Origin of the sequence: Rahnella victoriana, assembly GCF_021276285.1 — a bacterium.
Lineage (GTDB): Bacteria > Pseudomonadota > Gammaproteobacteria > Enterobacterales > Enterobacteriaceae > Rahnella > Rahnella victoriana.
Window position 1 is genome coordinate 3,689,997 of record NZ_CP089919.1, and the last position, 26,470, is coordinate 3,716,466.

Genomic DNA, 26,470 nt, shown 5'->3' on the forward strand with positions numbered 1-26,470 from the left:
CAAGCGGGCAGGGCGTAAACGTATTTTAGCCAATTAACCAAACAGATAGCGGTTAACCAGATTTTCCAGACGTTCCTGCTGACCGCTCTGGTGCTGAGGTGCCAGCGCATTTTGCTGCGCATAGTTGCTCAGGGATTCCAGTGACATTTTACCTTGCAGGATTTGCTGACCCAGCTCGGTATTCCAGCCTGCGTAACGTTGGGCCACGTGTTTATCCAGCTCGCGGCTTTCAATCATCCGTGCTGCCACTTTCAGCGCCAGCGCCATGGTGTCCATTCCGCCGATATGGCCGTAGAACAGATCGTATTTGTCGGTGCTCTGACGGCGCACTTTAGAGTCAAAGTTCAGGCCGCCGGTGGTAAACCCGCCCGCTTTGATGATTTCATACATCACCAGCGCGTTTTCTTCCACACTGTTCGGGAACTGGTCAGTATCCCAGCCACATTGCGGGTCGCCGCGGTTGGCATCCACAGAGCCGAAGATCCCCAGGGCGATGGCGTTGGCAATTTCGTGATGGAAGGAGTGACCCGCCAGCGTTGCGTGGTTGGCCTCGATGTTCACTTTGATCTCTTTTTCCAGACCAAATTGTTTCAGGAAACCGTATACAGAGGCCACATCGTAATCGTACTGGTGTTTGGTCGGTTCCTGCGGTTTTGGTTCGATCAGCAGGGTACCCTGGAAGCCAATTTTGTGTTTGTGCTCAACCACCATCTGCATGAAACGACCCAGTTGTTCACGCTCCTGACGCAGGTCGGTATTCAGCAGGGTTTCGTAGCCTTCACGGCCACCCCACAGCACATAGTTTTCGCCCCCCAGTTGTTTGGTGGCATTCATGGCGTGAACCACCTGAGTTGCCGCCCAGGTATAGATTTCAGGGTTCGGGTTGGTCGCTGCACCTGCGCCGTAACGTGGATTGGTGAAGCAGTTTGCCGTGCCCCACAGCAGTTTCACGCCGCTTGCTTCTTGTTTTTGTGCCAGCACGTCAGTCATGACGGCAAAGTTGTTCACATATTCTTTCAGCGATGCGCCTTCCGGCGAGACATCCACATCATGGAAGCAGTAATAAGGCACATTCAGTTTCTGGAAGAATTCGAAAGCGACATCCGCTTTACTTTTGGCCAACGCCAGTGCGTCGCCCGGTTGCTGCCACGGACGGTCAAACGCGCCGATGCCGAACATGTCATTACCGTTCCAGCAGAAGGTATGCCAGTAACAAGCCGCGAAACGCAGATGCTCAGCCATCGTTTTGCCGAGGATCACTTCTTCAGGGTTGTAGTGACGGAATGCCAGCGGGTTAGTGCTGTTAGCACCTTCGTAGCGAACTGCGTCGAGCTTGTCGAAATATGCGTGCATTGAAAAACTCCTTGAAAACGGGCCCAGCGGGACTGGGAGGCTGAGGCTCTATCTTCGGAGTTGAGGTTTAATCTCACAATTACGTTATTTCACACTCAATTTAATAGAATTATTAAGTGTGCGGTAGATCGCATAAATAGGCCTTTTTACGCCTCTTTTTTATTCATTTTCCATGAAGCCTCGGTAATAAAAGGTGTCGTTATGGATGTATTACAATCAAACCATGATCCCCATCATAATTCCGGAAATAAACAAGAAATCGTAATGCAGTGATTAAAATCTGCAATTGCCGATTAATTACCCAGCGACAACAATCCCTGTGTCATTGCTATTCGGGTTTCTCTGTATCTGCCTCTACTTATTCTTATAAAAGGTCTGACATGATGAAAATGAATAAACTCATTCTTTCCGCCTGTGCCGCGTTGGTTCTTTTTAGCCAGACAGGGTTTGCGAAAGAAATTAAAATTGGTATGGCTATTGATGACTTACGTTTAGAACGCTGGCAAAAAGACCGCGATATTTTTGTGGCTAAAGCCAAAACGCTGGGTGCCGATGTTTTCGTTCAGTCAGCGAACGGCAATGAAGAAACACAAATGGCGCAGATCGAAAATATGATCAACCGTGGCGTCGATGTGCTGGTCATCATCCCGTATAACGGCGAAGTGCTCAGTAACGTGATTGCTGAAGCGAAACAGGAAGGCATTAAGGTGCTGGCCTATGACCGCATGATCAACAACGCGGACATTGATTTCTATATCTCTTTTGACAATGAAAAGGTTGGCGAACTGCAGGCGAAAAGCCTGGTGGAGCGCGTGCCGCAGGGCAATTACTTCCTGATGGGCGGTTCGCCGGTGGATAACAATGCCAAGTTGTTCCGCGCCGGACAAATGAAAGTTCTCAACCCGCTGATTAAAGACGGCAAGATTAAAGTCGTGGGCGATCAATGGGCTGACGGCTGGCTGCCGGAGAATGCGCTGAAAATTATGGAAAACGCCCTGACCGCCAATAACAACAAAATTGATGCTGTTGTGGCCTCTAACGATGCCACGGCCGGTGGCGCAGTGCAGGCGCTGTCTGCGCAAGGGCTGGCAGGCAAAGTGGCTATTTCGGGGCAGGATGCCGATCTGGCGGCGATTAAGCGTATCGAAGCCGGTACACAAACCATGACCGTGTATAAGCCGATCACCAAACTGGCCAACGATGCCGCAGAAATTGCCGTGCAGTTAGGCAAAGGTGAAACCCCTAAATCCAATGCCACATTAAATAACGGTAAAAAAGAAGTGCCTTCTTATTTATTAACTCCGATCCCGGTGGATAAAAATAATATCGAAAGCACCGTGGTGGCTGACGGATTCCATAAAAAATCAGACCTTTAATTTTTCAATATTTTCTGTAGAAACAACACTTCCTGTTGAAGTGTTGTTTCTGCTGGAGGTGTAAATGCCAGAACAATATGAAAAATTACCTTTGCTGGATATGCGCAATATCACCAAGAAATTCGGCGCAGTCAAAGCGGTGGATAATATCAGCCTGACATTGTCTGCCGGAGAGGTGTTGTCGCTGTGTGGTGAGAACGGATCGGGGAAATCCACCTTAATGAAAGTGCTGTGCGGTATTTATCCGGACGGGTCATTTGAAGGCGAAATTTATTTTTCAGGAGAACGTCTTACTGCAAAAGGTATCCGGGATACCGAACAAAAAGGCATCGCCATTATTCATCAGGAACTCGCGCTGGTAAAACAACTGAGCGTGCTGGAAAACATGTTTCTGGGTAACGAGTGGGGCCGCTATGGCATGCTCGATACCGACAAAATGTATCTGCGCTGCCAGCGAATGCTGGCGCAGGTAAAACTCAATATCGATCCGCATACGCTGGTCGGTGAACTGGGACTCGGGCAGCGACAACTGGTCGAAATTGCCAAGGCCCTGAACAAACAGGTCCGGCTACTGGTGCTGGATGAACCCACCGCGTCGCTGACCGAAAGTGAAACCGCGATTTTGCTCGATATCATTCGCGATCTGCGCCATCACGATATCGCCTGTATTTACATCTCCCACAAACTCAACGAAGTCAAAGCGATATCCGACAAACTGTGCGTGATCCGCGATGGCCGCCATATCGCCACCTGCAATGCCGCAGGGACATCCGAGAAAGAGATCATCGCCATGATGGTGGGGCGTGAACTGACGGAACTGTTCCCGTCACGCGAACGGCAGATCGGTGACCAGATCTTGCGGGTAGAAAATCTTAACGCCTGGCATCCGGTGAACCGCCATATCAAACGGGTGGATAACGCCGGTTTTGACCTGCGGCAGGGCGAAGTGTTGGGGGTTGCCGGGCTGGTGGGCGCGGGAAGAACCGAAATGATGGAATGTCTGTTCGGTGTCTATCCCGGGCGCTGGTCGGGTGATATCTGGCTGCAGGGCGAAAAAGTGCAGATCGCCGGTTGCCGCGATGCCATGCGCCGGGGGCTGGCAATGGTGCCGGAAGACCGTAAACGTGATGGCATCGTGCCGGTCATGGCGGTGGGCAGCAACATCACATTGGCGGCGTTAAGCCAGTTCAGTGGCGGCGGCGTACTGCGGGAAGCGCAGGAACAGCACACCATCAGCGAATCGGTGAAGCAACTCAAAATTAAAACCTCATCACCGGAGCTGGCGATCGGGCGGCTAAGTGGCGGTAATCAGCAAAAGGCCATTCTGGCCCGGTGCCTGCTACTGAATCCCAAAATCTTAATTCTTGATGAGCCGACGCGCGGGATTGACGTCGGGGCAAAACATGAAATCTACAAACTGATCGGCCAGCTGGCGGCGCAGGGAATGGCGATCATCGTCATCTCATCAGAGTTACCCGAAGTGCTGGGGCTGAGTGACCGCGTGGTAGTGATGCATCTCGGGCAGGTTAAAGCCTGTCTGGATAACAATAATTTAAGTCAGGAACAGGTCATGGAAGCCGCATTGAGGAGTGAAGCTTATGTCTAAATTTTCCCAACCAGGGGCGACGCCCGCGTCTGCCGGCAATGGCGAAGCGGAGACGCTGTTTTCAATGCAGAAACTGAAGAACATTAATCTGCAGGTTTTCGTGATGCTGGCGGCGATTGCGGTGATTATTGTCTTTTTCAGTGTCACCACGGACGGCGCTTATATCAGCGCGCGTAACGTCTCTAACCTGCTGCGCCAGACCGCCATTACCGGCATTCTGGCTGTCGGGATGGTCTTTGTGATTATCTCGGCGGAAATCGACTTGTCCGTCGGTTCCATGATGGGATTACTCGGCGGTGCGGCGGCGATATTCGACGTCTGGCTCGGCTGGCCGTTGCCGCTCACCATTGTGGTCACGCTGGCGCTGGGGTTGTTGCTGGGGGCATGGAATGGCTGGTGGGTGGCATACCGCAAGGTTCCGTCATTTATCGTGACACTGGCCGGGATGCTGGCGTTTCGCGGGATTCTGATCGGTATCACCAGCGGCACCACGGTTTCACCGACGACGCCTGCGATGTCGTTAATCGGTCAGAGCTATCTGCCTGATTCTTTAGGCTTTGGTATTGGTGCGATTGCCCTGGCGCTGTTCATCGGCTGGCAGTGGCGCAGACGCAAACAACGCGCGGCGCTGGGGCTGCCCCTGACCGCTGCCAAAGGCGACGTCACTCGTCAGGCGCTGACGGCCATTATCGCATTGGGCGCTATTTATCTGCTCAATGATTACCGTGGCGTCCCCACGCCGGTACTGATTTTGGTGGCGCTGATGCTGGGCGGCATGTTTATGGCCTCAAGAACGGCTTTCGGTCGCCGTATTTATGCGATTGGCGGCAATATCGAGGCGGCGCGGTTATCGGGTGTCAACGTCGAGCGCAGCAAGCTGGCGGTGTTTGCGATTAACGGCCTGATGGTGGCGATTGCCGGTTTAATCCTCAGCTCGCGGCTGGGGGCGGGGTCGCCCTCGGCGGGGAACATTGCAGAACTGGATGCCATTGCCGCCTGTGTTATCGGCGGAACCAGTCTGGCGGGCGGCGTCGGTAGCGTGGCCGGTGCGGTGATGGGCGCGTTTATTATGGCCTCGCTGGATAACGGCATGAGTATGCTGGATGTGCCGACGTTCTGGCAGTACATCGTCAAAGGGGCGATTTTACTGCTGGCCGTATGGATGGATTCTGCGACGAAGAGACGTGCATAAAGTCAGCAGAAGGGGCGGCGTTTACAGACAGTTTCTCAGGAAAATCTGAGGTACCTCACAGTTTCGCTATGCTAAATCTACGCGAGCCATTGCGTTGTGCTATTGACCACGCAATCAGCCTCATTCGTTTGTACTTAAGGATGAGGCTTTAGTCTATTTGATCACCGGTGAGAAACAGGCATGTTTGAAAAACGTTATCGGATCACGCTGTTATTTAACGCGAATAAAGTCTACGACCGTCAGGTGGTAGAAGGCGTGGGCGAATATCTGCAGGCTTCGCAGAGTGACTGGGATATCTTCATTGAGGAAGATTTCCGCTGTCGCATAGACAATATCAAGGACTGGCTGGGGGATGGCGTGATCGCCGATTTTGACGATCGCGAAATTGAAACCCTGCTCGAAGGTCTGAATGTGCCGATTGTCGGCGTTGGCGGCTCTTACCATCGCGAAGAAGATTATCCGCCGGTTCACTATATCGCCACGGACAACTACGCACTGGTTGAAGCGGCATTTATGCACCTGAAAGAAAAGGGTATAAACCGTTTCGCGTTTTACGGCTTGCCTGATGCAGGCGGAAAACGCTGGGCGCAGGAACGTGAGCACGCGTTCAGAAAACTGGTGTCTGCCGAACAGTATCAGGGCGTGGTGTATCAGGGGATGGAAACCGCACCGGAAAACTGGCAGCACGCGCAGAACCGGCTGGCGGACTGGATCCAGACCTTGCCGCAACAAACCGGCATTATTGCCGTCACCGATGCCCGCGCGCGCCATCTGCTACAGGTATGCGAGCATCTGAATATCCCTGTGCCGGAAAAACTCAGCGTGATTGGTATTGATAACGAGGAACTGACGCGCTATTTGTCGCGGGTCGCCTTGTCATCGGTGGTGCAGGGTACGCGCCAGATGGGGTATCGTGCCGCGAAACTTCTGCATCAGTTGCTGGATCAGCGCGATTTGCCGCTGCAACGTATTCTGGTGCCGCCGGTAAAAGTGGTGGAAAGGCGCTCAACGGATTTCCGTTCACTGCGTGATCCGGCCGTCATTCAGGCCATGCATTACATCCGTTATCACGCCTGCAAAGGCATCAAGGTTGAACAGGTACTGGATGCCATCGGCATGTCGCGTTCTAATCTTGAGAAGCGTTTTAAGGATGAAACCGGACAGACGATTCATGGCGTGATCCACGAAGAAAAACTCGACCGCGCACGCAATCTGCTGGCTGCGACGTCGATTTCCATCAACGAAATCTCGCAGATGTGTGGCTATCCGTCGCTGCAATATTTCTATTCGGTATTCAAAAAAGGCTATGAAATGACGCCAAAAGAATACCGCAGTATTCACGGTGACAGCGTGTATCAGGACGTTTAGTAAACGCAAAAAAGCCCCGCAATGAGGGTTGCGGGGCAAGGCGGGCAGGCACTTCTTAAGGTTCTACGACCTTTTGATATCCCACCAGCATCATGGTCGGCGTCTTCCCACTTTCTCTCGAGTTCACGCTAATGGTTCTGCCATTACGTTCTCCGCCAATATAATAAGCCACTTCCGTTTTACCGGCGGCCAGTGCGGCACGTACGGCACTGTCCACATCGACATAACGGAACTGCTGCGTATTATTCATATATAAGCTGGCATCAGAGCTGTATTTAAATGACGGTTTATTATTCCAGGTGACTGTGTTTTCATCCCAGCCGTCCGGTGTCGTAGGGTAGAAAAATATAGTAAATGCTTTGGCGTCAGTAATATTTCCTTCATAAAGGCGTATTTTGTATTTAAAACTCACGCCGGTGTAATCTTCAATATTTGTGGGTTGTGGCGGGATTTTAAATTTAATTAACGTCAGTATTTGTTTGTTGATATTCCGGCCCGAATTTCGCCAGTCATCCTGCACGAGTAATGTGGCGGCATGACCGAAATTTGTGTCCGCCTCAGTCTGATTACTGACATAAGTATCGGCAACCGCTTCCGTAAAGCTGTAAGGAATATTGGTGCTACATTCCATAGCAAAATTCATACAATGATCGGCCATGAATCGGGTGGCATCTTCCGTCCAGCCATTCATAAAATCACCGTGCGCCGTATAAATACTGCCCCAAAGCGGGGTCAGTTCACCGTCTACCAGTTGCGGATCGAGAGACAGCTCAACTTTGCTGACATCCAGGGAGGTAATCTGCGGTAAAACGTAGGCGACGTTCATGTTCACTTTCGGCAGTTTCACCGGATGATCCGCAGGGCACTGACCCTCATTGTCACTGTAGACGGCATTCTTCGTGCCTCTGGCTTTCAGGTTTTTACCATCCCAGCAATCAGGGAACATGATGCCGATATTAAACTGAACAGCATCTCCTTTTGATCGTAATCCGCAGATTTGATTGGCCTTATTGGTGTAACCGTTGCCGTTGGCACACAGGAAAGAAATATGGGGGTTCGGGCTGTTTCCCCGGTGGTCGCCTGCCAGAAGTTGCAGCCCGTGAGGGTATCCGGTCACCGGATATTGTCCGACGTTATATGCCTGATAATACGTTTTGATGTAAGTGGGATGAACAATTTCGCCATCCGGTAACTTCATGGTAGGTATCCAATAACCGGTGCTGTCAGCCCCGTTATTGCAGGTGGTGCCTGAGCGTTGCAAAAGCGTTTCGGCGGTGGAAAAAGCATCGGTAGAACGGTTACCCATAAAATCATGTGACATCGCCATGCCTGGCATATCCGGCATCATTATCGCGTCGTCCGGTTTCATATGGCTGAAATTACACACGACGTTAGCCTGCCCGTCGGCAGCCTGCGCGGAGGTTATGGATATTCCTGCGCTACAGGCCAGCAGTAAAGAAAAACAGAAAACAGATTTCATATTGGCATCCTTTAAGGGCGCGGAAGTGTATCTGAAATTAACGTCGTCAATGAATCGGCAGTGATTTCCGGTCGGGTGAAAGGGGTGAGCTTATTATTTTTATTGTCGGAAAATCCTGCACGTAAAATCTGCTTAAATAATAAAAGCATGATGTGTTTTATAATAATGAGCAGATAAGAGTGGCGCGGGGAATTGACGGAAATAAAAAGCCCCGCTACCGATGACGGAAGCGGGGCGGGACAGTGATAAATTTTATAACGTAATCACGAACTCTTCAGCGTCAGCCCCTGGCGTCAGGAGCAGCCCCTGCGGATGCGTCGCGGATGTCCCCTGCGAGATCCCCGCTATGCGCTGAATATTGCGCAGACAGAGCGTCCAGCCTGGCGCTTCACCTTTACGGGTCAGAGTAATGGTGTTGCCGTTGCGTACCGCACGGAGAGTGAAGACGGTTTTTCCGCTCAGGTCGGTAATCTGGCTTTTCGCGACCGCGCCGTCTTCCAGTTCAAACAGATGGAATTCAGGCTTCTGGCTGTAATCGTAATCCGGCTTCTGATTATTGCTGCCCAGCGCCAGCAAGGTGTTCTGACGGACATACAGCGGCAGGCTGTTGAAGCCATGCTGCTGACGATGCCAGCGTGAACCTTCCGCAACGTCGTTGTTAAGAAGGTGCGTCCAGCGGCCTTGCGGCAGATAGAAATCGACATCCCCTTCTTCACTGAACACCGGTGCCACCAGCAGGTTATCGCCGAGCATATACTGACGATCGAGATAGTCGCATGCCGGATCGTCCGGGAACTCCAGCATCATGGCGCGCATCACCGGCGTACCGTGGCTGGCGGCCTGCGCCGAGGCCGGATAGAGATACGGCATCAGACGGCATTTCAGCTGTGTAAATTCGCGTACCACATCGCAGGCTTCATCGTCATACACCCACGGCACACGATAGGATTTGCTGCCGTGCAGGCGGCTGTGGCTTGAGAGCAGACCGAATGCGCACCAGCGTTTGTAGATATGCGCCGGTGCGGTATTTTCGAAACCGCCGATGTCGTGGCTCCAGAATCCGAAGCCGGACAGACCGATGGATAATCCGCCGCGCAGGCTTTCAGCCATGGATTCATAGGTCGCGTAACAGTCTCCGCCCCAGTGAACCGGGAATTGCTGGGCGCCCACCGAAGCGGAACGGGCGAACAGCACCGCTTCGTCTGCGCCGAGTTTATCCTGCAAGGTTTCGTACACCAGTTTGTTGTACACGAACGCGTAATGGTTGTGCATTTTCTGCGGATCGCTGCCATCGTGCCAGACCACGTCGGTCGGGATGCGTTCGCCGAAGTCGGTTTTAAAGCAATCCACGCCCATATCAACCAGGCGTTTCAGGTGACCGGCATACCAGTCGCACGCCTCTGGATTGGTGAAATCGACAATCCCCATGCCTGCCTGCCATTTGTCCCACTGCCAGACACGGCCGTCAGGGCGTTTCAGCAGATAGCCTTTCTCTTTGCCTTCGTGGAACAGCGGCGATTTCTGGCCGATGTACGGGTTTATCCATACGCAGATTTTCAGGCCGCGCGCTTTCAGACGTTGCAACATGCCCTGCGGATCCGGGAAGGTCTGTGGATCCCATTCAAAATCGCACCACTGGAAAGCTTTCATCCAGAAGCAGTCGAAGTGGAAGACGTGCAAGGGCAGCTCGCGTTCAGCCATACCGTCAATAAAGCTGTTAACCGTCGCTTCATCATAATTGGTGGTGAACGAAGTGGTCAGCCACAGGCCAAACGACCAGGCAGGCGGCAGCGCAGGGCGGCCGGTCAGACGCGTATAGCGGTCGAGCACTTTTTTCGGCGTCGGACCATCAATGACGAAATACTCAAGATATTCGCCTTCCACGCTGAACTGCACTTTAGAGACTTTTTCGGAGCCGACTTCAAAAGACACACATTCAGGATGATTCACCAGCACGCCGTAGCCGCGGTTGGTCAGGTAGAACGGAATGTTTTTGTAAGACTGTTCGGTGCTGGTGCCGCCATCGCGGTTCCAGGTCTCCACGGTCTGGCCGTTTTTGACCAGCGCGGTGAAGCGTTCGCCCAGTCCGTAAACGGTTTCGCCGACGCCCAGATCCAGGCGTTCCATCATGAAGGTTTTCTGCGTTTTGGCATCCTGAACATAACCGTTCGATTTCGCGACGCTGCCGGTGATCCGGCGGCCGTTGCGCAGGAAATCCAGCGTCCAGTTATTGCCTTTGGTGACGCGAACACTCAGGTCGCCGCTGTGCAAGGCGGCGAATTCGTCGTTGTCCTCAAAGCGCAGTTCGGGGGTATCGTTTTGCATTAACGGGTAATGCGGGCCTTTATCCGTTTCGCCATCAAAATGGGTAATGCGCACACCAATCACGCCGGTCTGCGGCGAGAAAAATCGCAGGGTGAACAGCGGAGAATCCAGCTGGCTGGCGCGTTCCGACGCATCTTTCGGCGCGGCGTAAACCACCATGTCGTTGCCTGAGCGCTGTACTTCAAACACCTGTAGCGGGTGTGTGAGTGTGAGACCGTCCTGGATCAACCAGTTACCGTCACTAATTTTCAAAATAAAACCCTCCTTTTAAATGTGATCCCATTCATTTCATAAATTCTTGCTGATTGCGGCGGATGCCTTGTGAGACTTCATCCAGAATGCGGCGCAGCAGCGGGGTGCGCAGAATGTAATAACGTTTGCATATGATGGCGCTCAGCAGGTAGCAGACCGCAGGAACCACGGTGAACAGCGCGATGATGCTGGTCATGGTGGCGGCATTCTGTGTCGCTGCACCGGACTGATAACCTGCACCGGCCAGCATCCAGCCAATCATGGCGCCTGCCAGGGCCAGACCGAGTTTCAGGACGAACAGGGTGCCCGCGAAGCTGATACCGGTCAGACGTTTGCCGTCATTCCATTCGCCGTAATCCACGGTGTCGGACATCATGACCCACTGGATTGGCGTCACTAACTGGTGCAGAACGCCGATAACGAAGATGAAGATAAACATCAGTACACTGCCGTTCACCGGCAGGAAGAACATGCCGATGCTGAGTACGGCGAGAATGGCGTTGGTCCACCAGAACACGCTGACTTTGCATTTCCAGTCGGTCAGCGGTTTTGCCAGCGCACTGCCGAACAGGTTGCCGACGGAATAAACCCCCAGGAACCAGGCGAACAGCACCGGATTGCCGAGAATATAGGTGACGTAATACATCATGGCACCGCCGCGCACGGCGACCGCCATGATGTTGAGGATGGTCAGCAGGCCGACGATGCGCCACTGGTCGTTGTGCCAGATGTCACGCAAATCTTCGCGCATGGTGCCGGTCGGTTTGCCCGGATCGATACGTTCTTTGGTGGTGGCAAAGCAAATCGCCAGCATCACGGCGGCGACAATCGCCAGTACCGCAATCCCGCCCTGATAGCCGAGGGCTTTATCTTCACCTCCGATGAAGTTCACCAGCGGCATCATCAGCACGGTACTTAACATGCCGCCCGCCGTGGCCAGCACGAACCGGTAGGATTGCAGGGAAATACGTTGCGTCGGGTTCGAGGTGATCACGCCGCCGAGGGCGCAATACGGGATGTTCACCACGGTGTACATCAGCGTCAGCAGCGTATAAGTGATGGCGGCATAAATCATTTTGCCGGTCATGCTCAGCTCTGGCGTGGTGTAAGTGAAGACGCAGACGATCCCGAAGGGAATGGCACCAAACAGCACGTAAGGGCGGAATTTACCCCAGCGGGTGCGGGTACGGTCAGCCAGTAATCCCATGCATGGGTCAGAGATCGCGTCCAGTGCGCGGGCCAGCAGGAACATCGTACCGACATAACCTGCGGGGATGCCGAAAATATCGGTATAAAAAAACATCATGTAGAGCATGACGTTGTCGAAAATGATATGGCTGGCGGCATCGCCTAATCCATAACCAATCTTTTCCTTCACCGAAAGGATTTCTGTACTCATTGCTTCAATGTCCATATGAAAAGGGAGAGTACAGGTTTTAACGGTTGGCGGGGGCGGCGGCTATTGAGATTTTTACTTCTGAAATTATGTTTCTTTATTTCTGTGATCACAGGGGGCAAACGGGGGAAAGTTGAGCGGAGAAGCGCGGGGGAAGTGCTGAAAAAACCTCCCGTTTCCGGGAGGTCGCAGACGATTACTTTTTGTATTTGGCTTCCAGCGTCGCAAACCACGGCGCGGTGAAATCTTCGGATTTACCCCAGCCAGGGATAATTTTGCTCAGACCGGTCACGTTAATGCCATCCGGCTGGCTCAGCAGCAGGGATTGCGGGATGGTTTGTGCCGGGAATTCATAAGTGGCAGGCGTTTTCTCACCGGCAATTTTCAGCGCCACAATACGCAGGTTAACGGCACCGATCAGCTGGGTATCCACGGCGGCGGTCATCTGCCACGGGCTGCCTTTTTCGCGCATCAGTTGCAGATCCTGATTCGACACGTCGATGCTGTAGAGTTTGATCTCGGTACGGCCATTCTCTTTCAGCGCCTTGTACGCGCCCTGACTGAACGCATCCCACGCGCCCCAGATGGCATCAATCTGACCTTTCGGGTATTTCGCCAGGATCGCGCCCACTTTGTTGGCGGTATCGCCCTGCACATCAGACGAAACTGCGCCGATGGATTCCAGCTGATGAATGCCCGGGTTCTCTTTCAGGATCGCTTCGTAGGTTTTCTGGCGGCGTTCCATTGGCGGGAAACCGGCCACCCACAGTTTGACGATATTGGCTTTGCCGTTGAAATCTTTCACTAACTGACCGACAGAGGCTTTCGCCAGCGAGGCGTCGTCCTGACGGGTCACGGTGACGCCCGGAATGTTTTCCGGCACTTCGGTATCGAACGCGGAAACGGCGATACCGGCAGCGGCGATACGTTTTACCAGCGCTTCGGAATACGGCCCACGGCCCTGAGAAAGGATAATGCCGTCATATTTCTGGCTGATGGCCTGATTAACGAAATCCTGAAATTTGGCGTCGTCGCCATTACTCAGGAAGGTATCGACTTTAAAACCCAGTGCGCGGCCTTGTTTGATAGCACCGGCCAGAAACTGGGTGGTGTTGTCGTCAGAACCCAGATTACGCACCACGGCGATACGCACCGGGCCGCTGTGCTGGGCAATGGCCGCCGGAACAGGCGCTGGCGTTTCACCGGCAGCGAATGCCGGTACGGCAGAAAACAGGCTTAAAGCCAGCAGGGATGCGGATATTTTTTTCATTATGAAACTGCTCCGTCGGACGCGATGTTTTTTCTGGTGTTTTTTTGTAAATCGGGGAAAGCAACACGCCTTACCCGATTGAGGATGTACAGAAGTCTGTCTGTCCAGACGTCTATTCTGTCGGGGCAGTTTACCGGTATGTTAAGAAAGAGGGAATGGCTTGTTGTTATTATATTTCGCCGCGCTGTTATTCCTGTTAGTTATAGTGAACGCGCAGGGGGCGAGCAAAATCAGGGGCATGGCCTAAACTTTAACTTCACCGTGATCCTTCTTTTCTCAATACACCTCCGGGAGAAGCCCTATGCCATTTCCTTTCCGCGTCCCCCTGTTGCCGGTGTTTGCGCTGGCATTGTTTAGCGGTCATGCCACCGCCGCCGCTCCGCAAGCCCCTGAGTCGCCGCCTTCTGCCGCCACCGACGTTACCGAACTGGCGAAAGGGCTGGCGCATCCGTGGTCACTGGCTTTTCTGCCTGATAATCAGGGCGCGCTGATCACCGAGCGCAGCGGGCAGTTACGGTTGTGGACGCAGGACAACGGATTATCCGCACCGCTGAAAGGGGTGCCACGGGTGTGGGTCGCCGGGCAGGCGGGTTTATGGGATGTGCGTTTGTCGCCAGATTTCGCCCGTAACCGGCGGGTATATCTGACCTACGCGCAACCGGGGGAAGTGGGTGAACCCCACGCGGCGCTTGGCTATGGCACATTGTCTGCCGACAATAAATCCCTGACCGGTTTTAAAGCCATTTTCGTGCAGCAACCGGCGTTGCAGAGCGGCATCAATCTGGGCGGACGCATCGCCTTTGATCAGAAGGGCAACATTTTCCTGTCCACCGGCGATAACAACCAGCGCATCAGGGCGCAACATCGCAATCAGTTGCAGGGCAAAATCTTGCGCCTGACCCCGGAAGGTGGCGTGCCGCAAGACAATCCGTTCGTGAATGATCAAAGTGCGAAACCGGAGATCTGGACCTACGGCAACCGTAACGCGCAGGGGCTGGCGATCAATCCGTGGAGCGGCGCGCTGTGGGAAACGGAGCACGGCCCGCGCGGGGGCGATGAAGTGAACCTGCCAAAAGCCGGTAAAAACTACGGCTGGCCGCTGGCGACTTTTGGTATCAACTATTCCGGCCAGCCGATCCCGGAAGCCAAAGGCACGACGCTGGCCGGGGCGGAAGATCCGATTTATTACTGGAAAGTATCGCCCGCGCTGAGCGGCATGGCGTTCTATCACGCGCAGACTTTCCCGCAATGGAAAAACTCGCTGTTTGTCGGGGCACTGGCGGGAAAATCACTGATCCGCCTGACACTGGACGGCGAAAAAGTCACTCATGAGGAACGGCTGCTCAGTGAACGGAACGAGCGTATCCGCGAGGTGCAGGTGGGCGATGACGGCTTTGTGTATGTGCTGACGGATGAAAGTGACGGCAAACTGCTGAAAGTGGCACCCAAGCATTAACCCTGAAAAAGGCGGGCTGCCATCGCCCGCCTCAGAGAGCACCTCAGCGCTGGGTTCGTTGTGCCTTGAACAGCGCCCAGACACTGAGCAATCCGACCATCATCAGGTAGTAGCCGGGTGCCAGACTGCTGCCGGTGGCGGAAATCAGCAATGTACAAATGAACGGGGCAAAACCACCAAATACCGTCACGGCGACGTTATAGCTGATCGCCATACCGCTGGCGCGGGTGGTGATCGGGAACAGATCCGCCATCATCGACGGCACGGTGGAGAAATACACCGATTTCAGCAGGGCCAGCCAGCTGATCAGCAACAGCAACGACATCGCCGAGGTGTGTTGCAGCATCAGCCAGAAGGCCGGATACACCGTCAGCAACAGCAGGATCAGTGACCCCCACATCAGCGGCAGGCGACCAATTTTCTCTGCCCACAGCCCCATAATTGGCGTCACCACGGTCAGGATAATCCCGGCTGCCAGCGTGGCGCTGAACCCTGCGGACGCAGGCAGATGCAGCGTTTTGGTGGCATACGTCGGCACGTAGTTCAGCATGTAGTTAATTGCGGTAGAGACCACCATCAGGCCGATCGCCGTAAAGAACAGACCTTTTTGCGCCCGCACGATTTCCTTCAGCGGTGAGGCGGTTTTCTCGGCCTTGCTGAAACTTTCCGATTCTTTGATATGGCGGCGGATATACAAACCGACAGGACCAATCAGCAGCCCGAAGATAAACGGAATACGCCATCCCCAGTCCTGCAACTGTGTTTCACTCAGAATCGCCGACAACCCCAGACCGAATGCCGAGGCCAGCAATGTGCTTGCGCCCTGCGTCGCGAACTGCCAGCTGGCGATAAATGCCTTGCGCTCCGGGAAGTGTTCCACCAGAAAGGCCGTCGAGCTGCCGAATTCACCGCCCGCCGAAAAGCCCTGGATCAGACGTGCGGCGAGGATCAGCAGCGGCGCAGCCATCCCGATGGTGCCGTAGGCTGGCGTGATCACGATGATCAGTCCGCCCACCATCATCAGGCTGATGGAGAGCAGCAATGAGGCTTTGCGGCCATGTTTATCCGCATACGCACCCAGCACAATGGCACCGAGCGGACGGATCAGGAACGACACGCCGAAACTGCCGAATGTCAGTAACAGGGAAACTGTCGGGTCGGAAGTCGGGAAATACGCATGGGCAATGTAGCTGGCGAAAAAGCCATAAATCGCGATATCAAACCACTCCAGCGCGTTACCGATACAGGTCGCGAACAGGGTCTTCATCAGATGTGGCTTTTCGGTCACCGCACCTGCGCTGCCTGAAGATGCCGTTAACTGGCTCATTGGTCACCTCCGGCGTGTGCGGCATGTTGCGCGAGCAGGGTGGCACCCCGTTCGCCGAGATCCCAGAGCAGATGGGTCATGATCGCCAGCCCCTCGCGGGCGACGGAAATCAGCATATGTTCGTTGACGCCGTGCTGGCCGCAGGCCGGATAGGAATGCGGCACCCACAGCGTCGGCAGGCCGAGAATGTCGGCAAAGACGTCATTAGGCAGCGACCCGCCGAGATTCGGTAACAAGGCCGGTTTCTTGCCGGTGGTGTGCTGCATGATGTCCAGCGCCCAGCCGACCAGCGGGTCGGTCGGATCAAAACGGGTGGCCGGTGAGCCGCGCATAAATTCCACCTCTACCTGCGGGAAACCCTGCGCATCGAGGTGCGCGCGGACATGTTCTGCCAGATGCTGCCAGTCAGTGCCGACCACAAAACGCAGCTGACATACCGCCGTGGCACTGCCGGGAATAGCATTCATCGGGCGCTCAGGGTTGCCGGTCAGGAAGGAGAGCACCTCCAGCGTATTCCATGCGTACAGCCGTTCCGTGGGCGTCAGACCGGCTTCGCCCCAGTGCGGATCAATTTGCGGATCGCTTTCGCCCCCGCCAACCTCCACATCACTGAGGATCTCGCGGAGGGCGTCGCTGACCGCAGGCGGTTTCAGCGCCGCCACCTGCAACTGACCGTGCTGATCCACCAGACAGGCCAGCGCATTGGCAAGCTGGGTGCCCGGATTGGTCAGCAGACCGCCCCAGTTACCGGAGTGGTAGGCGTTGTCGCGCGCGTTAATTGTCAGACGGAAATTCACCGCGCCGCGTGAACCGAGGAACAGCGTCGGGCGCACGGCGCTCAGGCGCGGGCCGTCGGAGGCGAGAAAAATATCGGCGCTGAGCTGGTCGCGGTAATCGCGGCACAGTTCAGCCAGCCCCGGAGAACTGATCTCTTCGCCCATCTCAAACAGCAGTTTGCAGTTGAAGCCCAGACGCCCGCCGCGGGCGTTGAAGATCTGTTCCAGCGCCGCGATATTGATGCTGTGCTGGCCCTTGTTGTCGGCGCTGCCGCGTCCGTACCAGCGGTCGCCTTCCTCTTTCAGCACCCAGGGAGACAAATCGCTGCGCCAGTTTTCGTCGTCACCGAACACGACGTCGCCGTGACCGTAACTCAGCACGGTGGGCAATGCGCTGTCTTCAATGCGCGTGGCAATCAGAAAAGGACGGTTGGCGGCATGCGGATTTTCCACGCTGAGCAGGCTGAAACCCATCGCTGAAAGTGCCGGTTTTATCTCTTCATCAAGATAACGCGCCAGTTCTGCATCGCGCTGATTGCTCTGGCTTTCAGTGGCGATCGCCACCCTGCGTGCCAGAATTCGCTGGTATTCACCCTGATCGAACCAGGCTAATGCCTGTTTTACGATATTTTCCGCTGTCATGAGGAACCTGCTTTTAAATGTTTTGAGGATTTATTGTTGGTTTTTTTAGCAGTTTCACTCTACGTCCCGTGTCAGCGTTGCCACAATAATAATAATTGCAAGTCAGCGTTGCTTTTATTGTAATGCTCGTCTGCACAATGATGAGGCAATACGGTCATGCAAAGTACCGAGATTCGTTATTTTCTGGCGGTGGCAAATACCGGCTCGCTGAGTGCCGCCAGTAAACAGTTGTTTGTGGCGGTATCTGCCATCAGTCGCCAGATCCAGAGGCTGGAAGAACGCATTGGCGCGCCGCTGTTTGAGCGTCACGCACGCGGCATGGTGCTGAACGACGCCGGGCAAATTCTGGAAAACCATGTGCGGAAAAGCATGATGGACATGGAACACGCCATCGCAGAAATTCAGGGGTTAAACGCGGTGCGCCGCACGGTGATCCGCATGGCCTGCACCGACGGGCTGGCGTTTGATCTGCTGCCGCAGATGTTTTCGCAGTTCCGGCTGATCAACCCCGGCGTGATGTTTTATCTCAATGTCGGCACGGCGGCGGAGGTGTCGGAGATGATCCATAACGGCGAGGTGGATCTGGCCTTGCAGTTCAGTCTGGTGGCGGAGCGCGGCGTGGACATCATGGCGTCTTTCCCCGCGCCGGTGCGCATGGTGATGCGGCCGGATCATCCGCTGGCTGACGCGGATGTTCAGCTGACGGATTTGCATCCGTATCCGCTGGCGATGAACGAGCAGGGCAGCACTATCCGCCAGTTGTTTGATTTGTCCTGCCGGATGAGCGGGATCTTTCTTGAACCGGCGGTCAGCTGTAACCGTTTTTCGACACTGTACGATTTTATGGTACAGACGCCGGGGGCGATTGCGGCATGCAGTCATTTTTCGATTATGTACAAAGCGCGGCGCGATAACCTGCGGGTGAAACCGGTGAACATCGAACAGCTGAGTCAGCGCACGTTGCAGTTGCAGTCACCGGCAGGGAAGCGGCGGTCGGCCTCGCTGAGTCAGTTTATCGAGTTTATCCGTGATGAACTGACCCGCGAAAACGACGCCTTTATTCGTGATTTTGGGCTGCAACCGTCAGCAGGCGGTTTTTTGTAGCCGGGGATAGCGCGACCAGTGCTGGCTGTTCCAGCCCTGTGCGGCAGCGATTTTTTGCAGCGGTTCGCTGGCATTGATGACCGTTGCCACATCGGCAAATTCCAGCAGGGGCTGATCGTAAAGGGTGTGGCTGTAGGCGAAAATCTGCTGATAAGTTTGTGGCCTGCGGGCGTCCAGCCACACTTTCAGCCGGTCGACGCGCCCCTGATGAAAGGTCAGTTCGCCTTCCACCGTACCGCTGAAACGCTGATTGAGGATGCCGGTTTGCAACCCCAGACCGGCGTCTGCGCCCAGCCTTCTGGCCACCGGTATCACCAGATGTTCGCCGGAATCCGACACTATCAGGATCTCGTCGCCGCGTGCGCGATGCCATTCCAGCTTTTCGCGCGCCTGCGGGTAGACTCGCGGCAGGATATCCCGGTGGATAAACCGCTGAACCCAGTTCGCCACCGTCGCGCAGCTCATGCCACTCATCGGCAATAAAGTCTGAGAAAGATACTGACTGTAACGGGCGGCATAGTGCGGGCAAAACACGCCACTGGCGGGCGCATTGTGCTGATGAACGGCATGAAGACGATAATGGCTGAGTTCTTCGCGGGAGGCGTAACCCTGCGAAATCAGCCAGTGCAGCCACAGGTTATGGCTGTCGTCACAAATCAGCGTGTGGTCGAGTTCAAATATTGCGAGATCCATGGCGCGGATTCCCTCATCTGAAAGTCTTCATTCAGCGTAGCGCAATTTTTGAGTTCGGGTGTTTTATGTACAATCTTGTCACGCGATCTTCATCAGGCGTGAAAGCGGGTCCACAGCGTGATCAGCAGCCAGGCGGCCAGCGACCAGCAGACCACGGCGCAAAACAAGGCATAAGGCAGTTTCATCGAACCGATGAAAAAATACAGCGAAATCAGATACACCATATAAGGGATCACTGCCCACAATCCGAAAATGATGGTGGTGCGCAGAGCCTCAATATTTCGCTCGGTGCCGACAATATAATGGGCAATCAGGGCAAACGTCGGGAACAACGGCACCAGCCCGGCGATGTAATAATTGCGGGTTTTCGACAGGATGCCGATCAGAATAACCACCAGTGCGCCAATCAGCGCTTTTATCACCAGACCTGTCATGGATGCCCCTGAAAGCGATTCTCCCACGCAGACCTCACGCGGAGATTAACCCCTTTATTGTTATAGATATTTTATATGTATTTGCAGACTAAACTGCCGCACATCAATGGAAGGGTCAAGTGCTGACTGCTTATTTTCCCGCCAGTGAGATGTGCGCAAGCAGCGGAAATCTCAACTATTCTTTAGATCTTTACACTATTTAGGTTTATTCCCGAGCCGGAAAGCAGTAGGTTTTACACCTGACAGAGTTGCACAATCTGATTGAAAGATAAGATAAATTTCAGTTACCCGGACAAAAGCGCTGATACCTATGACTATTTCTTCCCAATTCAAACGGACTTTCATTTACGCGCTGGGCGGTGGAGTTTTGCTGCTGGCGCTTCCTGCCGCTCAGGCGGATAACGGCCCCGTCGCCCCACAGATTAATGCCAAATCCTGGGTATTGATGGATTACAACAGCGGTAAGATCCTGACGGAATCGAATCCTGACGCGCGTCTCGACCCGGCCAGCCTGAGTAAAATCATGGTCAGCTATGTGGTCGGGCAGGCGATCAAATCCGGCAAAATCAAATCCGACGATCTGGTTTCCGTCGGTAACGATGCCTGGGCCACCGGCAATCCGGTGCTGCGCGGCTCCTCGCTGATGTTCCTCAAGCCGGGCGACCGTGTGCCGGTGTCTGAGCTGAATAAAGGTATCGTGATCCAGTCAGGTAACGACGCCAGTATCGCACTGGCGGATTACGTGGCAGGCAGTCAGGATTCTTTCGTTAACCTGATGAACCGCTATGCCGAACAACTGAAACTGCAAAATACCCATTTCAAAACCGTTCACGGGCTGGATGCGGACGGTCAGTACACCTCGGCAACCGACATGGCGTTGCTGTCGCAGGCGCTGATCCGCGATACGCCGGATGAATATGCGCTGCATAAAGAGAAAGAATTTACCTTCAACCACATCAAACAGATTAACCGCAACCGCCTGTTGTGGAGCTCAAACCTGAATGTCGACGGCATCAAAACCGGCTACACCTCCGGCGCGGGCTACAATCTGGTGTCGTCGGCCAGTGATCCCAACGGTATGCGTCTGATCGCCGTGGTGATGGGCGCGCCGAGCGACCGTATCCGTTTCAGTGAAAGTGAAAGCCTGCTGACCTGGGGATTCCGTTTTTATGAAACCCTGACACCGATTAAAGCCGGTGATGCCTTCACCAGCCAGCGCGTGTGGTTTGGCGACGAGAAAATGGTGCCGCTGGGCGTGGCCGAAAATGCCTCGCTGACCATGCCGAAAGGCCAGCTGAAAAACCTCAAAGCCAGCTTCAACCTGACCACGCCACAGCTGGAAGCACCGCTGGCGAAAAATCAGGTGGTGGGCACGGTGGATTTCAGCCTGGATGGCAAAGTGATTGAGCAGCGTCCGCTGGTGGCCTTGCAGGAAGTGAAAGAAACCGGCTTTATCGGCCGCATCTGGGACTTCGTGATGATGAAAATCAGCAGCTTGTGGACCAGTGTTTTTGGCAAATAAGGCAGGCTGATAAACAAAAACGAGGCTCAGGTGGCCTCGTTTTTTATGCGTTCATTCGGAGAAATTCAGAGCGTAATCAGTTACGCACCCAGCCCTTCTTAATCGGGAAGGCAAATCCGAAGCGGTAAACCTTACACATCAGCGCGTTAATCGGCTCGCCAAACAGGTTCCATACCAGCTGCGCGAACAGGCATCCCAACATTCCTACCAGGAATCCTCCCAGCATATCCAGCGGCCAGTGAACGCCAAGGTAAACGCGCGACCAGGCGATCGACAGGGCGGTCACCATCAGTAATGCGCCCGACCAGGCGCGGTGCCAGAACATAAAGGCCAGTGCAAAGGTGAAGCTGACGGTACCGTGATCGCTCGGGAAGGAATCATCCGGCGAATGGTGCAGGAAGTTATAGCCAAAGCCTTCGACAAAAGGACGGGCATGCGGGAACAGGGCGGAGATGGCTTTTGCGGTAGACATGGCGAAAAGCAGGGCGATGGCGGTCTTGCTGATCATTTCGCGTTGCTGACCGATACGTTCCTGATGACCCCACAGCCAGAGGCCGATAATCAGCAGCGGAACAATCATGATCAGATCATTCGCCAGAAAAGTGGCCAGTTGGATCAGCGCCTTCGGCGACGCCGGTGTGGCGTTAATCCATAGAAACACTAAATGATTCAGTTGCTCCATTAAACATACCCTCATATGTACAGGCCAAATTAGCCTTCAAAAATTTCCGATAACCTGCTGACATCGCGCAGAAAAATAAGTTCTACGTTAGTTTGTGCTATCTGCAAGGTAAAGGGGGGATCGTCTGAATATCCGTGATTCATTGAATAACGGTATAGTTTCACGATGAAAATGAGTCTAAAGATCAGAACTTAAGGAAGCCTTAAGCACACGGACTGAAGAGGGATGCCGGGTGCCATGAGGAGCCTGTATACTGTAACGAGTGATGTCACAGAAGGGGGCAGAATGGCGATTCGCGATGCGGTCATGGCGGATTCAGGCGTGTCACAGCGCCTGGGAAAAGAGACCTGTCGCCATTATTTTGGTAGTTTGTGGCAAAACGGTTGACCGGCGATCGGTTTTTATCAACGTCAGGGGATGCATCAGGCCGCCGGGACAGCCTGTGTTACCGTGACGCAAACCACCAATTTGTGGATCATGAAAAAGGATATCAATGATTAAAATACGTCTGGGCGGTCTGTTTATCACACTGGAAGCCGGGGAAGATATCCCCTACGCACCGGAATTTTGTGAACATTACACCTACCTTTTTCATCCGGTGGACGGCGGCTATGAAATCCTGCGCTACGATGCTTATTCCGGCTGGCATAAACGTCCCGATCAGTTATTTGAAGACGGTCATCAGGCGTTCGTGTTTGCCTATCAGTCTTATGAAAAAGAGTGGAATCAGACCGACGGCCGTTTAGGCGGGAAAGATCAGCGCCTTGAGCGAATTATGTAAATAACCTTTCTGACATGATGAAAATATAAACGACCACCTGCGGGTGGTTTTTTTATTTTCAGGGATAATACTGGAATAATCTGAAGCCAATATACTTAACTTTACATTGAATAGCATTTTCCTGACGGTAATGAGTATTGTGGATATAATTATCCCGCCGATAAATTCTGTTCATAACATATTGTTGTGCAGATGTGATTGTCATTTTTCGCGATGGGTTTTTACTCTATCTTAATGATTAGTAAGGTTATGTCTTGTTCCCTTGGCCTCTGATATCCTCCCGTCGCAGCAACTGTTTTACCAAGCATGTTAATGTTTGTGGCGGCCCTGGTTATTATTCTAAATGCTTCCTAAACGAAAATTATTTCAAATGTTTTCCGGTTGCAACGGAACTTATCCTCGTTTAATTTGACGCTCATCTGCTCCGGGTCTGATGAAGAAATATAACTTCACGGTGGAGAGAAAATAATTTTGTCGCATGACGGCATCGATCGTTTATAAATAATCAAGGATATTGATAATGAAATTACGCGTACTTTCTCTGGTGGTTCCGGCTCTCATGATGGCAGGCACTGCGGGCGCTGCTGAAATTTATAACAAAGACGGCAACAAGCTGGATCTGTTCGGTAAAATCGACGGCCTGCATTATTTCTCTAAGGATAACAGCACGGACGGCGATCAGTCTTATATGCGTTTCGGTCTGCGCGGTGAAACCCAAATCAACAGCGAACTGACCGGTTACGGCCAGTGGGAATATCAGGCTTCGCTGAATCAGGCTGAAAGCGATGATGCGAACAACTTCACCCGTATCGGTTTTGCCGGTCTGAAATTCGGCGACTGGGGTTCACTGGATTATGGCCGTAACTACGGCGTGATGTACGACGTCGCGGCATGGACCGACGTGCTGCCGGAATTCGGCGGCGACACTTATGGCGCGGACAACTTCCTGTTCCAGCGTGCTAACGGTGTGCTGACTTACCGTAACCAGAACTTCTTCGGTCTGGTGGATGGCCTGAACGTTGCTGTGCAGTATCAGGGCAAGAACGGCAGCGCGACCGAATCCAACAACGGACGTGACGTGCTGGCGCAGAATGGCGACGGTTACGGCATGGCGCTGACCTATGATCTGGGCGACGGCTTCAGCGCCGGTGCCGCGATGATGGCCTCGGACCGTACGAATGAACAAAATGGTCGCAACAACCCGGCGATTCTGGGTGACGGCGACAAAGCCACCGCCTACAGCGGCGGTCTGAAATACGACGCGAACAATGTCTATCTGGCTGCCATGTATACGCAAAGCTACAACGCCAACCGTTTCGGCAAGGCAGGCAGCACCGCGTACGGCTACGCGGATAAAGCTCAAAACTATGAACTGGTTGCACAGTACCAGTTCGATTTCGGCCTGCGTCCTTCCGTTGCCTATGTGCAGTCAAAAGGTAAAGACATTCAGGGCTACGGCAACCAGAATCTGACCAAATATGTTGATGTCGGCGCGTCTTATTTCTTCAACAAGAACATGCTGACTTACGTCGATTACAAAATTAATCTGATGGATGACAGCCGCTTCACCCGTAATTCCGGTATCAACACTGATAACGTGATTGCTACCGGTCTGGTTTATCAGTTCTGATAATCCGGCAATGCCCTGAACCCTCAGGGCATCTGCGTCTGCTGTGTCTGATTCTCCCGTCGCAAGGCGGGGGATGACCTTTCTCACAGAATCTCATCGGTCGCTTTCCCCCTCATCTCCGCTCAGGCATCATGACGCATACGTATCATTCGCATCTGACGCACGGAGCCCCCATGACCGATTACGCCACACCCAATCTTCCTTCCCGAAATTTCGAAGAAACCCAATGTTTTTATAGCAGTTTTGGTTTCTCCACCACCTATGTCGATGACGGCTGGCTGATCATGACCCGTGGCACGATTACGCTGGAATTCTTCCTGCATACCGATCTGGATCCGCTCACCAGCTGGTTCAGCTGCTGTCTGCGTGTTGATAATGCCGATGAATTTTTCGATGCGTTTATTGCCGCCGGAATAGGGCAGGATAAGAAATCTCATCCGTGCATTCATCTGCCAAAAATGCAGCCTTTCGGATTGAGAATGGGCGCAATGATCGATATCGACGGCACGCTGGTGCGGGTGATTGAGAATGAGAAATAGGCGGCAATGAATGCGTCTTTGATCTTCATCTCCAGTGAAATCTTCGTTATGTTATTGAGCTAACACTGATTATGGAGATGAAATCATGATAGTAAGAACCTGGCACGGATGTGTTCCTTTGAAACATGCAGAGGGATTTGCTGAGCATCTGCAACTGACGGGTGTTCAGCATTCGCAGGGTATCGAGGGCAATTCAGGCGCGTTGGTCAAACGAGTGACGCAAGGTGAATGGGAGCACTTCTTCCTGGCAACTTACTGGCAGGACATCGACGCGGTAAAAGCTTTTGCCGGTGATGACTACCATGTTGCCGTAACCTATCAGGACGATGAACAATTCGAACTGCTGTCTGACCCTTATGTGTTTCAGCATGAAGTTGAGGGTGTGGTGGGTTTGTAGGGGAAAGTATTATCTGACTGCCCGTTTCTGAGGCAGTCAGACTATAGTGGGCCTGCGTGGCTAAAATCCACGTTCAACAGTGATGTAGCCGCCAAAACCTACGGAGCATTCATCATCATTTCTGAATGTTGAACCAATGAAGATATTTTTATGTCCGGCATTATCTTCAAAAGTAAACTTCACAATCAGGTTATAGACATTATCTTCAGCATACGTTGAATAATAATCCTTCCACGTCATTCCCATTTGATTTTTCCCTGATTCGACCTGATCCTTTTTGGCAAGCTGAGCAGCCATAACAGGGCTGACTTTCGTTTTACTTAATAATGTCATGGTCGTTTTATGGTTATTCACTGATTTTACGTCAACACCTAATTCATGCTGCATGGCATCTTTCATCGCAGTTTCAATATATGAACCAGGTTTTACGCAGGTATCTTTTGGATCCTGTGCCATTGTGCTAAATGCTATGCCGGTCAGGAAATAAAGAAGAATGAATTTCATTTTACGGTTAACTCCCTGTCGCCGCTTGCCCATATTCTCTTCCTTTCTGTGAGGCTGGTTACGATACAGCCACTTGATGCCTCGCCAGGGTGCTGACTGCTGTCCCCATGTATTTTAAAGGCGTCCCTGTCACACATATTATTACTGCTGGAAGGGGTTAGTGATAATGAATATTTTCCGGTTCTATGGGAGGTGTGGGGCGGGCCAATCTGATAGCTACCTCTGGGTAAAGGCCCCCGGTCCTTAACGCATTCTTGTGTCGGGTCATTTTTATAACCTGGGGCACCAGCATAGGAACCGGTGAACTGAAAAGTTCCATTGTGATAAAACTTCCGGGTGCTGACTTCATAAGTCCATGACATATT

General features: G+C 53.2%; 23 protein-coding genes. 11 read left to right on the forward strand and 12 right to left on the reverse strand.

The annotated features are described in order from the left end of the window. Positions 1-33: 33 nt before the first annotated feature. Positions 34-1,353 (reverse strand): xylose isomerase, encoded by a 1,320-nt coding sequence (xylA, locus tag J9880_RS17090; protein WP_095922279.1) that lies wholly within the window; start codon positions 1,351-1,353, stop codon positions 34-36. A gap of 383 nt (positions 1,354-1,736) precedes the next feature. On the opposite strand from xylA, the gene xylF reads away from it, so the two are divergent. From xylF to xylR, 4 genes are all read left to right on the forward strand, one after another. After that, positions 1,737-2,729, forward strand: coding sequence for a D-xylose ABC transporter substrate-binding protein (gene xylF / locus J9880_RS17095; protein WP_095922278.1), 993 nt, complete (start codon positions 1,737-1,739; stop codon positions 2,727-2,729). A 64-nt stretch (positions 2,730-2,793) separates the two neighbouring features. Next, positions 2,794-4,335 (forward strand): xylose ABC transporter ATP-binding protein, encoded by a 1,542-nt coding sequence (locus tag J9880_RS17100; RefSeq protein WP_119825181.1) that lies wholly within the window; start codon positions 2,794-2,796, stop codon positions 4,333-4,335. A 64-nt stretch (positions 4,336-4,399) separates the two neighbouring features. After that, positions 4,400-5,527 carry a xylose ABC transporter permease XylH gene (gene xylH, locus J9880_RS17105; protein ID WP_229921105.1) on the forward strand — a complete coding sequence of 376 codons (1,128 nt, stop codon included), beginning with the start codon at positions 4,400-4,402 and terminating at the stop codon, positions 5,525-5,527. A gap of 180 nt (positions 5,528-5,707) precedes the next feature. Beyond that, entirely contained in the window at positions 5,708-6,895 is a 1,188-nt protein-coding gene (xylR, locus tag J9880_RS17110) for a D-xylose utilization transcriptional activator XylR (protein WP_095922275.1), read from the forward strand. Between the two features lie 55 nt (positions 6,896-6,950). Here xylR and J9880_RS17115 read toward each other — a convergent pair whose 3' ends face one another. The 4 genes from J9880_RS17115 to J9880_RS17130 all read right to left on the reverse strand — a co-directional run bounded on the left by J9880_RS17115 (position 6,951) and on the right by J9880_RS17130 (position 13,618). Further along, positions 6,951-8,375, reverse strand: a complete 1,425-nt coding sequence (locus tag J9880_RS17115; protein WP_095922274.1) for a CBM96 family carbohydrate-binding protein — start codon at positions 8,373-8,375, stop codon at positions 6,951-6,953. 252 nt (positions 8,376-8,627) lie between these two features. Beyond that, positions 8,628-10,952 carry an alpha-xylosidase gene (gene yicI, locus J9880_RS17120; protein WP_232769656.1) on the reverse strand — a complete coding sequence of 775 codons (2,325 nt, stop codon included), beginning with the start codon at positions 10,950-10,952 and terminating at the stop codon, positions 8,628-8,630. Positions 10,953-10,983: 31 nt separating this feature from the next. Beyond that, a complete protein-coding gene (locus J9880_RS17125) occupies positions 10,984-12,351 on the reverse strand; it encodes a glycoside-pentoside-hexuronide family transporter (protein ID WP_095922272.1) in 1,368 nt (455 codons plus the stop codon). 193 nt (positions 12,352-12,544) lie between these two features. After that, entirely contained in the window at positions 12,545-13,618 is a 1,074-nt protein-coding gene (locus J9880_RS17130; RefSeq protein ID WP_095922271.1) for a sugar ABC transporter substrate-binding protein, read from the reverse strand. Positions 13,619-13,919: 301 nt separating this feature from the next. On the opposite strand from J9880_RS17130, the gene J9880_RS17135 reads away from it, so the two are divergent. Further along, positions 13,920-15,074 carry a PQQ-dependent sugar dehydrogenase gene (locus tag J9880_RS17135; RefSeq protein ID WP_232769657.1) on the forward strand — a complete coding sequence of 385 codons (1,155 nt, stop codon included), beginning with the start codon at positions 13,920-13,922 and terminating at the stop codon, positions 15,072-15,074. Positions 15,075-15,117: 43 nt separating this feature from the next. Here J9880_RS17135 and J9880_RS17140 read toward each other — a convergent pair whose 3' ends face one another. Next, positions 15,118-16,401, reverse strand: coding sequence for an MFS transporter (locus J9880_RS17140; RefSeq protein ID WP_095922269.1), 1,284 nt, complete (start codon positions 16,399-16,401; stop codon positions 15,118-15,120). Further along, positions 16,398-17,819, reverse strand: coding sequence for a M20 family metallopeptidase (locus J9880_RS17145; RefSeq protein WP_232769658.1), 1,422 nt, complete (start codon positions 17,817-17,819; stop codon positions 16,398-16,400). The genes J9880_RS17140 and J9880_RS17145 overlap by 4 nt, the downstream gene beginning before the upstream one ends. Before the next feature lie 156 nt (positions 17,820-17,975). On the opposite strand from J9880_RS17145, the gene J9880_RS17150 reads away from it, so the two are divergent. Next, positions 17,976-18,923, forward strand: a complete 948-nt coding sequence (locus tag J9880_RS17150; protein ID WP_095922267.1) for a LysR family transcriptional regulator — start codon at positions 17,976-17,978, stop codon at positions 18,921-18,923. Here J9880_RS17150 and J9880_RS17155 read toward each other — a convergent pair. Beyond that, positions 18,903-19,616 carry an HAD family hydrolase gene (locus J9880_RS17155; RefSeq protein WP_232769659.1) on the reverse strand — a complete coding sequence of 238 codons (714 nt, stop codon included), beginning with the start codon at positions 19,614-19,616 and terminating at the stop codon, positions 18,903-18,905. The genes J9880_RS17150 and J9880_RS17155 overlap by 21 nt on opposite strands. Before the next feature lie 92 nt (positions 19,617-19,708). Beyond that, positions 19,709-20,050: a GlpM family protein gene (locus J9880_RS17160; RefSeq protein ID WP_095922265.1), complete on the reverse strand. Its 342-nt coding sequence runs from the start codon at positions 20,048-20,050 to the stop codon at positions 19,709-19,711. A gap of 310 nt (positions 20,051-20,360) precedes the next feature. On the opposite strand from J9880_RS17160, the gene J9880_RS17165 reads away from it, so the two are divergent. Continuing rightward, positions 20,361-21,572: a serine hydrolase gene (locus tag J9880_RS17165; protein WP_095922264.1), complete on the forward strand. Its 1,212-nt coding sequence runs from the start codon at positions 20,361-20,363 to the stop codon at positions 21,570-21,572. Between the two features lie 76 nt (positions 21,573-21,648). Here the strand turns inward: J9880_RS17165 and ybjG are convergent, their stop codons facing one another. Continuing rightward, entirely contained in the window at positions 21,649-22,254 is a 606-nt protein-coding gene (gene ybjG, locus J9880_RS17170; RefSeq protein WP_095922263.1) for an undecaprenyl-diphosphate phosphatase, read from the reverse strand. 493 nt (positions 22,255-22,747) lie between these two features. On the opposite strand from ybjG, the gene J9880_RS17175 reads away from it, so the two are divergent. From J9880_RS17175 to J9880_RS17190, 4 genes are all read left to right on the forward strand, one after another. Then, positions 22,748-23,035, forward strand: a complete 288-nt coding sequence (locus J9880_RS17175) for a hypothetical protein (RefSeq protein WP_095922262.1) — start codon at positions 22,748-22,750, stop codon at positions 23,033-23,035. Between the two features lie 520 nt (positions 23,036-23,555). Continuing rightward, positions 23,556-24,665, forward strand: coding sequence for a porin OmpC (ompC, locus tag J9880_RS17180; RefSeq protein WP_119825164.1), 1,110 nt, complete (start codon positions 23,556-23,558; stop codon positions 24,663-24,665). Between the two features lie 173 nt (positions 24,666-24,838). After that, positions 24,839-25,204 (forward strand): bleomycin resistance protein, encoded by a 366-nt coding sequence (locus J9880_RS17185; RefSeq protein ID WP_095922260.1) that lies wholly within the window; start codon positions 24,839-24,841, stop codon positions 25,202-25,204. Positions 25,205-25,289: 85 nt separating this feature from the next. Next, on the forward strand, positions 25,290-25,601 hold the full coding sequence (locus J9880_RS17190) for a hypothetical protein (protein ID WP_195817209.1): 312 nt from the start codon (positions 25,290-25,292) through the stop codon (positions 25,599-25,601). A gap of 60 nt (positions 25,602-25,661) precedes the next feature. On the opposite strand, the gene J9880_RS17195 is transcribed toward J9880_RS17190, so the two are convergent. Together J9880_RS17195 and J9880_RS17200 are read right to left on the reverse strand one after the other, a co-directional pair. Further along, entirely contained in the window at positions 25,662-26,138 is a 477-nt protein-coding gene (locus tag J9880_RS17195; RefSeq protein WP_195817208.1) for a hypothetical protein, read from the reverse strand. Then, positions 26,102-26,467, reverse strand: coding sequence for a tlde1 domain-containing protein (locus J9880_RS17200; protein WP_195817207.1), 366 nt, complete (start codon positions 26,465-26,467; stop codon positions 26,102-26,104). The genes J9880_RS17195 and J9880_RS17200 overlap by 37 nt, the downstream gene beginning before the upstream one ends. Between the last annotated feature and the right edge of the window lie 3 nt (positions 26,468-26,470).